Raw genomic sequence first — 15,439 nt, forward strand, 5'->3', positions numbered from 1 at the left:
CGCACTCGCGCCTTGCCCGACCAAACGATTCGACCCCGTGTGCGTTACCGCTCAATATAGGTCCATGACGGGGGGGCCGAACGTGGCAGCAGCAATGCCGATTAGTGCGCAGGACGTGGTCGCCTTTCGCCCGGCGCTGGTCCGCTTCTTCCGCCGCAAGCTGCGCGACATCAACGACGTCGAGGATCTCGTTCAGGAGGTCTTCGTGCGGATTGCGGCGCGCCAGGGCGGCGAGGTCGAGAACCTTGGTGGCTATGTCTTCCAGACCGCCGCCAGCGTGCTTGCCGACCGCCATCGCCGCCGCACCGTCCGCCACGCCGACGACCAGGTGCCGTTCGACAGCGAGCGTCACAGTGGCACCGATTTCGATGCGGGGCGGGTCGCCGAGAACCGTCAGGCGTTGCAGGCTGTGGCGGCAGCACTGATGAACCTGCCCGAGCGGACGCGGACGATCTTCGTCCTGCGTCGCCTGGAAGGACAGAATTACAAGGATATCGCAGTGCAGTTCGAGATTTCGGTGAGCGCCGTCGAAAAGCACATGGCGCGCGCCGTGCAACATCTGATGACCTCGCCCGGGTGTGTCGCGTGATCCGCGAAGCCCTTACCCTCGAGCACCTGCAGAGCCTGCCCTCTGGAGAGGCAGCGGCGCTGCTGCTGGTCCGGCAGGACATGGCGGACGAAAGCGACCACGGTGACGACGGCGACGACCACGTCTTCATGCCGTGGCTCGAAAGCGATCCCGCCAACGGTGCGGCGTGGGCCCGCGCCTGCCAGTTATGGGAGCAGGTCACGCCCGATGCGCCCGAGCTCCAATCGCTGCGCGCCGCGCCTGCGGCACCAGTCGCACCCCGTAGCCGCGCTCCGTGGCGGTTCGCGATCGCTGCCTCGGTCGCCGTTGCACTGGTTGGCGGCGCGACCTTCCTCGCTCGCTGGCCGGACGGTCCGACGGCGACCCAGGTTGCCGGCGCGGGCGTCGTGCCGGTGATGCTCGCGACCGGGCGCGGCGAACGGCGCAGCTTTGCACTGGCCGATGCCAGCAACGTCACGCTCAACACAGACACCGCATTGCGGGTCGTGTTCAGCCCCGGCGGCGACCGTCGCGTCGAGTTGTTGCACGGGCAGGCGGTGTTTGCCGTCGCTCACGACGCCTCACGGCCGTTTATCGTCGCCGTCGGGGAACGTTCGGTGACCGCGCTTGGAACTCGCTTCGAGGTCCGCGCCGATCCGGGCTTGATGCGTGTCGTCCTGGTCGAGGGCAGCGTCGCGGTCCGCACCGGTGGCCCGCCGATCTTCCTGGTGCCCGGCCAGCAGCTCGTGGCGCGCGGCGACAGCCCGCCCGTGGTGAGCGCTGCCGATGTCAGTGCCGTCGGCGACTGGCAGCGCGGCGTCGTCACCTTTCACGACACGCCGCTGTCGGCCGCCGCCGCCGAACTCAACCGCTATGCCGCGACGCCGCTGCGCGTTCGCGATCCCAAGGTCGCCGGCTACCGGGTCAGCGGCAGCTTCCGCACCGACGACGCCGCGCGCTTCGCCCGAACGGTGGCCGAAATCTATCCGGTGCGTGTCGTCGCGGTCGGCACCGATCTCGAAATCGTTGCTGCCAAGTAATTCGCGCACCGCCCGCTTTGTCGGTCGGGTTTTCAAGCGGGCCTGCGTCTAATCCTGCGAGCCCCAATCGAGGGCATCGCGTAGTACCACTCCAATAGCTGCATCGACCGACACGGTAGCCTGCTCGACTATGCCGACGGCGCCTCGCGGCGCGCAGTTCTGGCCGGCGAGCTGACCGTTGCCAGCGGCGTCGCTCGCATTTCTCGACCCGGGCCGCCGTCCCAGTTCCCTCAGCTCCGCTGAAAAGACCGGCGATGAGCACGATCACGACAAAGGACGGCACCTCGATCTCCTCCAAGGATTGGGGAGCGGGCCCAGCCGATCGTCTTTCATCACGGCTGGCCGCTGAGCGCCGACGACTGGGACAGGCAGATGCTGTTGTTCCGGGCAGAGGGCTACCAATAGGAGCGATATGATACGTCTGGCAAGCGACCCCTATGCAGACATTAGTAGCTTATTCAAATCAGCCATTCATTCATGCCGGAAAGCGACCGAGGTCTCAAAAGCTGCGTTGGCTCTTGTCTGTGGACGTTCGCCGGGAACCGCGATCGGTGTGAAGGGTCCTTGTGCCGAGGAGAACGTGCATGTTGTCAGGATCACGATCGGGCGGACTACCAGCAGGGTGGGCCGCGGGGCTTTCAATCGGCGCAGTCGTCGCCGCCTTACTCGTTGGCAAGCGCGCAAGCCCCTCGCCGGACCATCCGCGAACCCAGCGCTGGTACAAGCGCCTCGAGAAGCCCGAGTTTACGCCACCAACGCCGATCTATCCAATTGCGTGGACCGCGATCGAGGCATCGCTGGCATACGGGGGTTATCGTCTGCTTCGATCTGAGCCATCACCAGAGCGCACGAAAGCCCTCGCACTTTGGACTCTGAACCAGGTCGGTATCGGAGGCTGGAGCGAAGTGTTCTTCGGTCAACGTGCACCAGGTTGGGGTACGGTAGCCTCGGCAGGCCTCGGCGCGAGCGCCATCGCTTATGTCGCTGCGGCCAGGCAATCGGATCCTGTAGCAGCCGGCCTCGGCTTGCCCCTCGTGGCGTGGGTCGCGTTCGCGACGTTGCTGTCGGAGGAAATCTGGCGAAACAATGAACCCGACGAAAGCTGACCCAAGCTTGGACATTCAGAGGCAGTTGACCGCACCTTCGAAGCGCACGCTCGTTCAGGTAAACAACCGCTGCCGATTCCATCCGTCCGAGTGCCGTGCTCATGTGGCTGCGCGCGGAGCGCATCGATGGGTTGGTTGGGGTCGATCCGCCACTTGAACCCTCTTCGAGCGGCTCGATCAGCGCAGTGGAAGAAGCGCGCGAAGCCGCGGGGGTCGTGACTCGACAGGGCGCCCGAGATGCGTGTGCGCAGCAGGCGGGAGACCTTGGTGCGAGGGGGGCTAACGCTCAAAATTACAAAGGCCTATGGTCGTCACATGGCACAAACAGAAAAGCCACTGCGTGAGCAGATGACCGATGCGATGGATGCCATCAGCAAACAGTTGGACCTGTTACGATCAGGGCCAACCATCGGCGGCCCTTCCGACGACCGTAGCGTGATCGCGGAACTGGAAGCCGAGTTCGATGGGCTCAAAGAAGCTCGAGCTAACTTATGATCTGGAGACTGTTGGATCGATAGGCGATTACCCGTGGTCAGGGATGTCTGACGGTCACCAGCATCGTTTTGCAGCTGGCTACTTCCGCTAGCGAAACAACTAGGTCAGACGTCCGCGACTTAGGCGCACCCTGAAAATGACCGCTTCGCGCAAGCGACCCAGCTCCCGATACTTGGAGCCCAATTCGTGGTTCTCTACTCCATATTTTTATTCATTCGGGCTGGCATCAAAGATGCTCTCGACCCAGAAGCCGGCGAAGCTGTTGCCCGCTGGCTTGGCGGCCAGCGACAGCGAGCCAGCGAACAACGGCAGTCGATCAGGCGTCGGTGGAAACCGAGAAATCCATCGCGGCGAGGTCGGTCAGCAGGTCGGGGCCGGTCGGCTCCCATCCCAGCCGCGCGCGCGTCCAGGCGTTCGAAGCGGTCATGTCCAACCCAGCAAATGGCGCCATCCAGCCGAAATAGTGCTCGAGCTCGTCGGCCGCGACCGAGCGGACCGGCAGGCCAGTACCCTTTCCGAGCGCCTCGGCAATGGCGCGTGCCGTAACACCTTCTTCCACCGACGCGTTGTAGCGCGCGCCCGGCTCGCCCTTCTCCAGCGCCAGTACGTAAAGCTTCGCCACGTCGCCGACATGCGCCGCAGACCAGCGCGTCTGTCCCTCGCCGAGATAGGCGACAGCCCCGGAACGGCGCGCCTCGGCGATCAGCGGCGTGATCAGCCCCGCCTTGGTGGTGTCGTGCACCTGCGGCAGCCGGATCGTGCGGACGTCGATGCGGCGGGCGGTCAGTGCCGCACCGGCGAGCTCGGTCGCGATGCGCGGGTTGGCGTGGCGCGGGTTGAGCACGTCCTCGGTCGCCGGACCGCCGTTCAACGGCGTGCCGATACCGACGCCCGACGTGATCAGGAGCGGCTTTTGCGTTCCCTCCAGCGCCCCGCCCATCGCGGCGATGTTGCGTCCGTCCTTCTTGGTGTTCTCGAAGAAGGTCTGGAAATTGTGATCGAACGCACAGTGGATCACCGCGTCGGCCGCTGCCGCGCCGCTGGCGAGCGTCTCGGGCCGTTCGAGGTCACCGCGATGGATTTCGACGCCGGCTGCCTCGAGTTGCCGGGCGCCGTCGTCGGAGCGAGTAAGGCCGAGTACCTGATGGCCTCGATCGAGAAGTTCGGGGATGACGTGCGAGCCGATAAAGCCGGTCGCCCCGGTTAGAAACACGCGCATGATGATCTCCTTCTTGCCGGGCGGCATATCGCAACCTGTCTCAAAGTGTTAAAGTAGTGACGTTATCATGGTATAACCCCTAACAGGATTGATGATGGCCAGCGAAGCGCCCAACCAACTCGGAGCCTATCTTCGCGATCGCCGCACCCGCCTCGACCCGGTGGCGCTGGGGTTCGGCAGCGACCGCAGGCGCACCCCGGGGCTGCGCAGGGAGGAAGTGGCGAGCCGGTCGAACATCAGCCCGACATGGTACACCTGGCTGGAACAGGGCCGCGGAGGTGCGCCCTCGGCCGACGTTCTCGACCGCATCGCCAAGGGCCTGATGCTGACCGAGCCGGAGCGCGAGCACATCTACATGCTGGGTCTCGGCCGTCCGCCGGAGGCGCGCTACCAGCCGGTCGACGGCATCGCCAAGGGCCTGATGCTGACCGAGCCGGAGCGCGAGCACATCTACATGCTGGGTCTCGGCCGTCCGCCGGAGGCGCGCTACCAGCCGGTCGACGGCATCAGCCCCCGGTTGCAGCGCGTGCTTGACGGGATGGTGCTGAGCCCGGCCATCATCAAGACGGCGATGTGGGACGTCGTCGGCTGGAACCGGGCGGCAGCGCTGCTGCTGACCGACTATGCCAAGCTGCCGCGCGAAGGACGCAACATCCTGCGCCTGATGTTTGGCAGCGACCAGGTCCGGCTACGGAACGAGGATTGGGACAGCATCGCCCGCTTCGTCGTCGGTGCCTTTCGCGCCGACGTGACGCGGGCGGGCGCCAACGCCAGCGCGGCCGCCACCGAGCTGGTCGCCGAACTGTCGCGCCTAAGCCCCGAGTTCGAGGCGCTGTGGCAGGACAATGACGTCGTCGCCCACGGCGAGGGGGTGAAACGCATCCATCATCCCGTCGCGGGGCTGCTGGCGATGGAGTTTTCTTCGTTCGCCGTGGAAGGGAGGCCTGAGCTTGGAATGATCATCTACAATCCTGCCACGCCAGCAGATGCCGAGCGTCTGCGATCGCTGCTGGACGTTCGCTAGAGCTGACCGCGATCGGATGAAGATGGTGGCCCAATCCTGGAAATCCCCGGTTGTTGTTCCGCTGCCAGAATTTGCCTTTCGTTCAACTCATTACGGCCGTGCATCTCGAAGCGTTGTAATGCTGTCACAGGCAGTCCCGGATCGTCAGATCGGAAGTGACAGCGCTGGATAATCGCATGGAAGGCGCTATGTGCGCGGCAATAAGGCGGTCCAAGGAAGCTCCAAATTCGACGTTTTGTAATGCGCAGGAATTCGATGCAGGCACCCGATGGGTTCGCACCGAAATGCCCACCCACACCGATATGTTCAGACTGACTAAATGGTCGATCTCGCGGCACCGGTCTTAGCGAGGTAGGACGGCCCGCTCCAGAGGAACAGGGCATCAGAGGTTTGCGATGAGTCTCACGGCTCGCCGTCGCGCCGACAGCCGCACTTGGCGGGCAGCCACTGCCGCCGAAGCTGACTTTAACAACAAAAAACAAACTCCCAAGGAAGAAGACATGACTCGTTCGAAGCTGAACCTCGCACTGCTCGCCGGCACGATACTCGGTGCCTTGCCCGCGCTCGCGCAGGGCGCCAACCAGACAGCGCCGACGTCATCGGCCACTCCCGCAGCCGCTCCTGCGCCCGACACCGCGCCGGATACGCAGGAAATCGTCGTTACCGGCAACGCCAACCGCGAGGGCATTCGCAAGCTCGACGCCAGCTACTCGATCTCGACCGCGTCGGCGGAGCAGATCCGCGAGGTCCAGCCGACCTCGACGGCCGACCTGCTCAAGATCGTGCCGGGCCTGTGGGTCGAAAGCTCGGGTGGTCAGGCCGGCGCCAACGTTTTCATCCGCGGCTTCCCGTCGACCGGCGATGCACCGTTCCTGACGGTCGAGATGAACGGATCGCCGATCATCGCGCCGTCGTCGCTCTCGTTCCTCGAAGACAGCTCGATCTTCCGGCTCGACGACACTGTCGAGCGCGTCGAAGTGCTGCGCGGCGGCCCGAGCCCGATCTTCTCGAACGGCCAACCCGGCGCCACCACCAACTTTATCTTGAAGGAGGGTACACAGGACCCGCATCTGTCGTTGCGTGCCACCTACGGCACCGAGGGCACCTATCGCGGCGATGTCGTGGCGGAGGGTCCGCTCGACGACAACACGACCTACATGGTCGGCGGCTTCTACCGCTATTCGAAGGGCTTCCGGCACACCGGCTTCGCGGGTGATCTCGGCGGCCAGTTTACCGGCAGCATCACCCACAAGTTCGATGCCGGCAAGATCACCGCTTATGCGCGCTACCTCGACGACAAGAACGCGTTCTACACCCCGATGCCGCTCCAGGAGACCAACGGTAAGTTCCACACCATCCCGGGCTTCGACGCGCGCACCGACACGCTGGTCGGCAAGGAAATCCAGAATACGCAGATCGAGACTGGCCCGAGCGTCAACGGCGGCCCAACGCAGAAGAAGGACGTCGATCTCGAGGACGGTCGCGGTTCGCGGCTCTACACGGTGGGCAGCACCTTCAATTATGACTTCGGCTTCTTCCAGCTGCAGAACAACGTCAACTTCACCAAGGGTCGGTCGAACACCTATGCGCTGTTCACGGGCAGCAACCCGCAGACCGTCGGCGAATATCTCGCCGGGCGCCCTGGCACCGTCACCTATGCCGATAGCGGCAAGGCGCTGAGTGCGGACCAGCAGACGATCCAGGCGGGTATCTGGGCGGTTTCCAAACACATCCAGAGCTTCACCGACGAACTCAAGCTGTCCAAGGAGATTTTCGAAGGCAACACGATCACCTTCGGCGGCTATTATGCGCACGTGAAGGATCATGACGTCTGGAATCTCGGCAACAACATCCTGCTCGCGCTCGAGCCGCAGGCGCGGGTGCTCAACGCGTCGCTGGTGGACGGTACTCAGCTGACCCGTAACGGCTTCACCGGTGCCAACACCTATGACGTCAACGCCTTTTACAAGAGCGACAACGTCGCTGGCTATGTCAGCGACGAGTGGAAGATCGGCAAGCTCCGGCTCGACGGTGGCGTGCGTGTGGAGCACGTGAAATTGCGCGATACCTACGAGAACAGCTCGACCGGCGATCTCGATAACAACCCGCTGACCGCCTACAACAACGGCGCGACCTACCTCAACGGCACTTTCTCCCGCGTGGGTTACTCGAAGACGCAGGTCAGCTGGACGGCGGGTGCGGACTATGCCTTCACTGGCCAGCTTAACGGCTTCCTGCGGGCCAACCACGGCGCGCTGCTGCCGCAGTTCGATGACCTGCGCGGTAACGCCACGAACACGCAGCTGATCAAGCCGCAGAGCGCCAACCAGTACGAGATCGGCCTCAAGACCGCGACGCCGCTTTACGACCTGTACCTGACCGGATTCTACAACAAGTTCCGCAACCTGATCTTCCAGGACATCCGCGTCATCGACGGCGTCGAGCAGAACTTCGTCGAGTTCGGCGGATCCCGCGCCTACGGTGTCGAGTTCGAAGCCGCGATCCGTCCCGTCGAGGGCTTCCAGCTCGCCACCCGCGGCGTGTACCAGAACGGCAAATTCCGTAACTTCGGCACCAACTCAGGCAACAACGTTAACCGTCAGCCACGATTCCAGATTGCGGCGATCCCGTCGTACACCTTCAAGACGAGCTGGGGCCAGGCACGCCTGTTCGGTACCTTTACGCATATCGGCAACCGCTTCGCCGACATCGAAAACCAGCAGCCGCTGGGCAGCTACAATACGGTCGATCTCGGTACCTCGATCGACATCAACGATCGCTTCTCGATCCAGGGCACCGTGGAGAACGTCACCAACAAGCTGGCGCTCACCGAAGGCAACGTCCGCACCGTCGGCGCCGCCGATCAGAACGGCTTCTTCCTGGGTCGCTCGATCTTCGGGCGTCACGCGACCGTCACCGCCGCCTACAAGTTCTGATCTGATCCGAACTGCTTGCCTGCCGGCCGGAGCCTCCACTCCGGCCGGTTCGTTTTATTCGAGGGACCGCCCATGACGTCGTTCTGCCGGTCGCTCGGTCTCCTGCTCGTCGTGTTTGCGTTGATCGGCGCCGCGCCTTATCCCGACGCCGCAAAGCGTGCCGTCGCGGTGTCGCGTGCGGCGGCAACTCCCGACGACGTCTATCGCGACCTCTACCGCGCGGTAGAGCTCGCGCACGTCTTCCCCGACAGCAAGACCTTCGCCGACATGATCCCGCGCGAGGCGCCCGGCGCGATCATGGCAGCCTACGCCCATGACGCCCCGCAAGGTCGTGACGCGCTCGCTGCCTTCGTTGCGCGCTATTTCCGCAAGGCCGGCGACGTCAGCCCCAAGGTCTCGATGCGCGAACACATAACTTCGCTGTGGCCGATCCTCGCGAAGCCGCCGCTGGCAGTTGTTCCCGGTGCCTCCTCCCTTCAGCTGCCGTATGCCTACGTCGTGGCGGGCGGCCGCTATCAGGAGATGTACTATTGGGACAGCTACTTCACGATGCTTGGCCTCAAGGCCGACGGCGAGCAGCCGCTGATCGACTCGATGCTCGCCAATTTCGTATCGGTGATCGAGCGCTATGGCCACATCCCCAACGGCACGCGCAGCTATTATCTCTCGCGCTCGCAGCCGCCGTTCCTAGCGCTGATGATGGACCTGTCCGACACCCACGAGCCGGCGATCGACCGACAGCGACTTGCCGCGCTTAAGCAGGAACATGCGTATTGGATGGCGGGGACGACCTGCCTCGATGCAGGCGGTTCCTGCCAACATGTCGTGCGGATGCCCGACGGCAGCCTGCTCAACCGCTACTGGGATGCGCGCGACACGCCGCGCGATGAATCCTATGCCGAGGACGTTGCTACCGCCGACGCTGCAGCACCCCGGCCTGCCGCCGAGGTGAATCGCGACCTGCGCGCGGGGGCGGAAAGCGGCTGGGATTATAGCTCGCGCTGGCTCCGCGACGGCCGTACGCTGGCCACTATCCACACCACAGACATCGTGCCGATCGACCTCAACAGCCTGTTGTGGAACCTGGAAAAGGCGGTCGCCGGGCGATGCAGGGCGATCGCCGACACAGTGTGTGCGGCCAGTTACGATCGGCAGGCTGACGTTCGCCGTCGCGCCGTCTCCACCTATCTCTGGTCCTCCAAAGATCGCCGCTTCACCGACTGGGATCGCTCGACCGCCAAGCCGACGTCCGCGATCAGTGCGGCGATCCTCTATCCGCTGTTTGTCGGCCTGGCGACGCCCGCTCAGGCCGACGCGACCGCCCGTCTCGCCAAGGCGGCCTTATTCGCCCCCGGCGGCCTGCGCACCACCACGGTCCTTACCGGACAGCAGTGGGACGAGCCCAATGGGTGGGCGCCGCTGCTCTGGATCGGCGTGCACGGGCTCGACCGAAGCGGCCACACTGCGCTTGCCGACGACCTCGCGCAGCGCTGGGTGAAAACGGTTTCGACGTTTTACGCGTGCACCGGTCGCATGGTGGAAAAATACGATGTCGACAGCGGCAAGGCCGGCGGCGGCGGCGAGTATCCCGTGCAGGACGGCTTCGGCTGGACCAACGGCGTCACGCGCACACTACTGGATCGTCCCGGCATGGCGGCCGCGATCACGTCTGAATGCCCAGCCGGAGGCATCGCGCCGGCCCCGATGTAAGTCGCCGCGCGATTTCTCGATGCGGGCGACCTCGATATCGGTGCGATCGATCCGCTAATCGAACTTGTACCTATCGCCACGCCGCCGGTGCCTGGGTCGATGTCGACGGGACCTTCGGGTTATGGGGGCGCGCTAGTCCGCCCCGCCGTCATCTTCTCGACGGGGTCGAGCAAGCGCATTCGTGGGCAACCGACGCACACAAATGGCTCAATACGCCTAACGATATCGGCATTGCCGTAGTCACCGATCGCGACGCTCATCACAACGCCATGCATTGTAGATTTCCACTGAGAAGTGACCCGGGGTTTTCATCGAGATTTGACCCGGGTGAAGTTATGTCCCGCGATGCGGGGTGTGGGTCAAGTTGATGATTTCTCCTTCCGTGTTTTGGGCGCAGCAGCGCTTGCCCTGAACCGGAAGCTGTCGTTGCCGGTTTCGAGAATGTGGCAGTGGTGGGTAAGCCTGTCGAGCAGGGCGGTGGTCATCTTGGCATCACCGAACACCTCGGCCCATTCGCTGAAGCTGAGGTTGGTGGTGATGATGACGCTGGTACGCTCATAGAGTTTGCTGAGCAGATGGAACAACAACGCCCCGCCTGACGGGCTGAACGGCAGGTAGCCCAGTTCATCGAGGATAATGAGGTCAAGGCGCAGCAGGCGCTCGGCAAGCTGGCCGGCTTTGTTCATTGCCTTTTCCTGTTCAAGCGCATTGACCAGATCGACCGTGGCAAAGAACCGGACCTTCTTGCGGTGATGTTCGACAGCCTGGACGCCCAGCGCGGTGGCGACGTGGGATTTTCCGGTGCCGGGACCGCCGATCAGTACGACGTTGTCGCCGCCGTCGATAAAGTCACCGCGGTGCAGTTGGCGGACCATTGCCTCGTTCACTTCGCTGGAAGCGAAGTCGAACCCGGCTAGATCCTTGTAGGCCGGGAACCGGGCAGCCTTGATCTGGTAGGCGATCGAGCGGACCTCCCGCTCGGCCATCTCTGCCTTGAGCAGCTGGGAGATGATCGGCACTGCCGCCTCGAACGCCGGGGCGCCTTGCTCGATAAGGTCGCCGACCGCCTGGGCCATGCCGTACATCTTGAGCGCCTTGAGCATGACGACCACTGCGGCGCTGGCGGGATCATGACGCATGGCGCAGCCCTCCATCGCGAAGACCGTCATATCGCCCGACATCGGCGAGCGGCTCTTGCGCAAGGCGCAGCGCCTGCGGGGCGTCGATCGGGGAGGCTGGCGTAGCCTTACCATCGGTGAGCCGGTGCAGAACGTTGAGGACGTGGGTCTTGGTCGCGACGCCAGCCTCCAGTGCCAGTTCGACCGCGCAAAGAACCGCCTGTTCGTCATGCTGCAGCACGAGCGCCAGGATCTCGGCCATCTCGCGATCGCCGCCGGCGCGGCGCAGTAACTGACTTTGCAGCTGCTTGAACGCATCGGGCAGTTGCGTGAACGGCGCGCCATTCCGCAGCGCCCCAGGCTTGCGCTGGATCACCGCCAGATAGTGCCGCCAGTCATAGATGGTCCGCCCGGGCAGGTGATGAGACCGCTCGATGATGCGGGCATGCTCGCACAGGATCAGCCCCTCGGCCGCCACGACGATCCGCTCGGGATAGATCCTGACGCTGACCGGGCGGTTGGCGAACGAGGCCGGCACGCTGTAACGGTTGCGCTCAAAATGCAGGAGGCAGATCGGCGAGACCCGCTTGGTGTGCTCGACGAAGCCGTCGAAGGGCCGACCCAGCGGCATCAGATTGCCGACCTCTTGCGCATGCACATCAGCGACAGTGCCGGGCAAGCTGCCGTGCTGGATCTCGCTCCACTGCGCGATGCATTGTTCCTCGAGCCAGACATTGAGCGCATCGATATCCGGGAAGCTCGGCAGTTGCTGCCATAGGCGGCGCCGCGCATCCTGCACGTTCTTCTCGACCTGGCCCTTCTCCCACCCCGACGCCGGGTTGCAGAACTCGGGCTCGAACAGGTAATGGCTGGCCATCGCGGCAAAGCGGGCGTTGACCTGCCGGGCTTTGCCGGTACCGATCCGGTCGACGGCGGTCTTCATGTTGTCGAAGATCCCGCGCTGCGGAACGCCGCCCAGAACCCGGAACGCCTGGGTCATCGCGTCGAACAGCATCTCGTGGGTCTGGAGCGGATAGGCCCGTACAATGAAGGCCTTGCTGTGTGACAGCTTCGTGTGCGCCGCCTGCAGCTTGACGCGCTCGCCGCCTATAATGGCCCAGTCTTCGCTCCAGTCGAACTGGAAGGCCTCGCCTGGCTGGAACACCAGCGGCACGAAGGTGCCGCGGCCGCTGGTCTGCTGTTCAATCTGTCGATCAGCCTTCCACGCCCGCACATATGACGCGACACGGCCGTAAGATCCATCGTAGCCCAAGACGACCAGATCGGCGTGCATCTGCTTGGCCGTGCGCTTCTGCTTGCGCGACTTGCCGGCATTGATCACCAGCCAGCCCGACAGCTTCTCGGCAAATGGGTCCAGCTTGCTCGGCCGGTCGGGAACCTTGAACTGCGGCTCAACCGTCTCAGCGCGCAGGTACTTGCGGATCGTGTTGCGCGACAAGCCGCTGCGCCGCTCGATCTCCCGAAGTGCGAGCTTCTGCCGGAAACGCCAGCGACGTACTACGCTCAGTAAATCCATGTTGATCACTCCTAATACCTCCGGCCGGTCAGCCAGAGGCAGGTCCAAACATGGGTCAAATCTCAGTGAAAACTTATGCCGCTCCCGGGTCACTTCTCACTGGAAATCTACACAGAACTCTCCTGTAGGGACGGGAGGCGCGTTTTTTACGTACTAAAGTGATCAAAAACATTTTTTGATATTCGACACTGCGCGCCAAGCTCTAACTTTGTCATTTTACGTCTGATGTTGTCGCAGACGAGCTATTCAGCCGCTCGCGAATTTGGACGGTCGAACGCGTCAGAGAACTCTTCTGGTGTGTAGGCCCATGTGTCAGGATTCTGCGCTGAGATGCGGCCTACTACGTCCCAGTCAACGCCGCTCAGCTTCTTTCCGCGGATTAAACTTCGTAGCTTTCCGGTAGCGCGATGATTTCCGGTTAAAGCGAAGCCGTAGTTCGGCCGTTTCAGCGGTAACAGTCGATCGCGCGTATATAGTGACACCTATCTGCCAAACGGTATTCCCTCAGGCATTAAGAACATTAGCATAGTTCCCCGGAGAGACCCAATTGCACTGTCGTGAAGAGCGATCGGCGCACCGACATCGGTTGTGGCCGGTCGGAGTGTTGGCCTCGTCTAGGGTTGCATTTTAGGCGGCAAGCTTGCGGTGAAGGAAGCGCCGACGACGGATGGTGTCTCGCTTGTCGCACCCGTTGCAATGCGAAAATTCCCGGACCTGGACACAGTTCAGATGTCCAGATCCGGGCTGCCTCAGTTCCGTAGCTGCTCAACGCTACGACTAGGCACTGCTAGATGCTCGAGTAGATCCCATCCTCGCTCCGCGACCAAAGGCCGGATCGAGGGCCCGTACCGGTCCCGGTCCGCAAGATGATGGCACCATGCCTCCGGTTGAAACCAAAGTCGCCGACGTAGTCGATGATCCGAGTTCCGGTACAGATGCCCTCCTCAATAAGCGCATAAATTAACGAGGAGACTCGATCATGCCTGCTCACCTGGTCTCCGATCTCTGTAAGAAGGGTCGTGATGCGGTCACGTGCGTCGCAGCCGAGGCTGCAAGAAGTCGAGCGCGTCGTCATAACTATATCCTTAATCGTAAATCTTGGGGTTAATTTGCGGCTGGAGAGTTCTGAATTAGACCTCTCCTCGGCCCATATCCTATCAGTTAATCAATGATACAAGATACTGAATGCGTTCGTTTTCGCGAATTTCCTACGAGGACGCATTTGGTAGGACCAAGTTTATTTTGAATGTGAAAGAGCAGAAACTTGGACATCTAATTTATCCACGGTTATGGCACTTTGAATAGGAAGCGGTCCCAGACTGGTCGCGGTGGGATGCCCTTAGGATCAGCCGAGAGCCGGCAGCGTGATCACATAATTACTGATTTTCTGCTCCGATCAACACGAGCCGCGACACCCCACTTCTCTATACGACTGGTGCCGCCCACCCGACGGTCAACCCTGCCGCTCCGGCCTCAACGGCCCGCATGAGCGTGTCGTTGGCGAGATGGCTGTACCGCATGGTCGACTTGTGATCGGTGTGTCCCAACACCTTGCCGACCGCGAACAAGTCCACGCCGGCGTTGATCATGAACGATGCGGCGGAATGCCGTAGGTCGTGGATGCGAAGGCCGGGGAGGCCCGCCGCCGCCCGTGCCGTGTCCCATGCCCGCTTGAGCGTGACGTAGGGCTTCAGCGTGACCGGATTGGGTAACAGCCACGGGCAGTCATCAAACCGTAGCAGTTGCTTGATGATGTCCGCTGCGGCCTGCGATAGCGGCACGTGGCGAGGCTTCCCGGTCTTCGTGGTCGGGATGAACCAAGCTTTGCGCTCCAGATCGACGTGCTGCCACTGGGCGGTCAGCAGCTCCGTCTTGCGTGCACCGGTGAGCAGCAGCAGCGCCACGATGGAACGCAGCTGCGGGTTGTCTGAGGCATTCAGCGCGGCGAACAGCCGGTCGGCTTCCTTGGCGGACAGGAACCGCTCCCGAGCATTGCTGAACCGCCGACGCGGCACGTTTCGGACCGGGTTGATCTCGGCACCGGGAAGGCCCCACTGCCGAGCCAGCTCCAACGAGCGGCTGAACGTCACCCGGATTTTTTCGACCGTGGCGGGAGCTAACCCCTCCTCGGCTTTCTCGGCGAACCATCTTGATATGTCCTGTGTCTTGATCTCGTCCAGGCGGAGCTTGCCCCAGCGCGGCACGATGTGAAGCCGCAGGACGGCTTCGGTGTTACCGGGCCGACGCTGGTAGGTCTTGGCGTAGGCGATGTGCTGTGCGGCGAGCGTGGCATAGGTCGGGATGGCCTTTCTGACCTCTTTATCCGCGGCCGGATTGCCGCCGAGCACGACCTCGGATCGTAACCTCTTGGCCGCTTTCCGGGCTTGGTCGAAAGTGATGTCGGCATAGGCACCGATTTTATGCTGACGCTGCCGACCGGCTTCGTCGATAAATCGAAGCGCGTAGGTCTTCCCGCCGCCTGAGCGCACCTCCAGCACAAAGCCGGTGGTGATGGTATCCCAGTAGTCGGTTTTACGCTTACCGGGCTCGCACAAGGCAGTTAGGACAGCTTGGGCAGACAGTTGAAGTTTGGGCATGTGTCGTCCTTTTAAATGGGCTGCGAGCGGAGCTGGAAAGGCTCCCGCGGCGGCGATGGATGGGGGTCGGCGCTTGCCGGAAGGATGAC

At 62.9% G+C, this 15,439-nt stretch carries 11 protein-coding genes; 7 read left to right on the forward strand and 4 right to left on the reverse strand.

Features of this window, described 5'->3' with window-relative positions; all coding sequences use genetic code 11:
* The first annotated feature begins 94 nt into the window (after nucleotides 1–94).
* The 4 genes from KX816_01780 (at nucleotide 95) to KX816_01795 (ending at nucleotide 3,209) form a co-directional block, all read left to right on the forward strand.
* Complete coding sequence (locus tag KX816_01780) at nucleotides 95–589, forward strand: RNA polymerase sigma factor (protein ID QXQ06823.1); 495 nt, start codon at nucleotides 95–97, stop codon at nucleotides 587–589.
* Nucleotides 586–1,608: a FecR domain-containing protein gene (locus KX816_01785; protein ID QXQ06824.1), complete on the forward strand. Its 1,023-nt coding sequence runs from the start codon at nucleotides 586–588 to the stop codon at nucleotides 1,606–1,608. The genes KX816_01780 and KX816_01785 overlap by 4 nt, the downstream gene beginning before the upstream one ends.
* A 584-nt stretch (nucleotides 1,609–2,192) precedes the next feature.
* On the forward strand, nucleotides 2,193–2,714 hold the full coding sequence (locus KX816_01790) for a tryptophan-rich sensory protein (GenBank protein QXQ06825.1): 522 nt from the start codon (nucleotides 2,193–2,195) through the stop codon (nucleotides 2,712–2,714).
* Nucleotides 2,715–2,951: 237 nt separating this feature from the next.
* Entirely contained in the window at nucleotides 2,952–3,209 is a 258-nt protein-coding gene (locus KX816_01795; protein ID QXQ06826.1) for a hypothetical protein, read from the forward strand.
* A 316-nt stretch (nucleotides 3,210–3,525) separates the two neighbouring features.
* On the opposite strand, the gene KX816_01800 is transcribed toward KX816_01795, so the two are convergent.
* Entirely contained in the window at nucleotides 3,526–4,428 is a 903-nt protein-coding gene (locus KX816_01800; GenBank protein QXQ06827.1) for an SDR family oxidoreductase, read from the reverse strand.
* Nucleotides 4,429–4,522: 94 nt separating this feature from the next.
* Between KX816_01800 and KX816_01805 the strand changes: the two genes are divergently transcribed.
* From KX816_01805 to treF, 3 genes are all read left to right on the forward strand, one after another.
* Entirely contained in the window at nucleotides 4,523–5,452 is a 930-nt protein-coding gene (locus KX816_01805; protein ID QXQ08348.1) for a helix-turn-helix transcriptional regulator, read from the forward strand.
* Between the two features lie 500 nt (nucleotides 5,453–5,952).
* On the forward strand, nucleotides 5,953–8,388 hold the full coding sequence (locus tag KX816_01810; protein ID QXQ06828.1) for a TonB-dependent receptor: 2,436 nt from the start codon (nucleotides 5,953–5,955) through the stop codon (nucleotides 8,386–8,388).
* Between the two features lie 72 nt (nucleotides 8,389–8,460).
* Nucleotides 8,461–10,098, forward strand: coding sequence for an alpha,alpha-trehalase TreF (treF, locus tag KX816_01815; GenBank protein QXQ06829.1), 1,638 nt, complete (start codon nucleotides 8,461–8,463; stop codon nucleotides 10,096–10,098).
* A 359-nt stretch (nucleotides 10,099–10,457) separates the two neighbouring features.
* Here the strand turns inward: treF and istB are convergent, their stop codons facing one another.
* The 3 genes from istB to KX816_01830 all read right to left on the reverse strand — a co-directional run bounded on the left by istB (nucleotide 10,458) and on the right by KX816_01830 (nucleotide 15,350).
* Nucleotides 10,458–11,237, reverse strand: coding sequence for an IS21-like element helper ATPase IstB (gene istB / locus KX816_01820; GenBank protein ID QXQ08349.1), 780 nt, complete (start codon nucleotides 11,235–11,237; stop codon nucleotides 10,458–10,460).
* Entirely contained in the window at nucleotides 11,227–12,753 is a 1,527-nt protein-coding gene (gene istA, locus KX816_01825) for an IS21 family transposase (protein QXQ06830.1), read from the reverse strand. The genes istB and istA overlap by 11 nt, the downstream gene beginning before the upstream one ends.
* A gap of 1,424 nt (nucleotides 12,754–14,177) precedes the next feature.
* Nucleotides 14,178–15,350 (reverse strand): tyrosine-type recombinase/integrase, encoded by a 1,173-nt coding sequence (locus tag KX816_01830; protein ID QXQ06831.1) that lies wholly within the window; start codon nucleotides 15,348–15,350, stop codon nucleotides 14,178–14,180.
* Nucleotides 15,351–15,439 lie beyond the last annotated feature (89 nt).

The organism is Sphingosinicellaceae bacterium (genome assembly GCA_019285715.1).
Classification (GTDB): Bacteria; Pseudomonadota; Alphaproteobacteria; order Sphingomonadales; family Sphingomonadaceae; genus Glacieibacterium.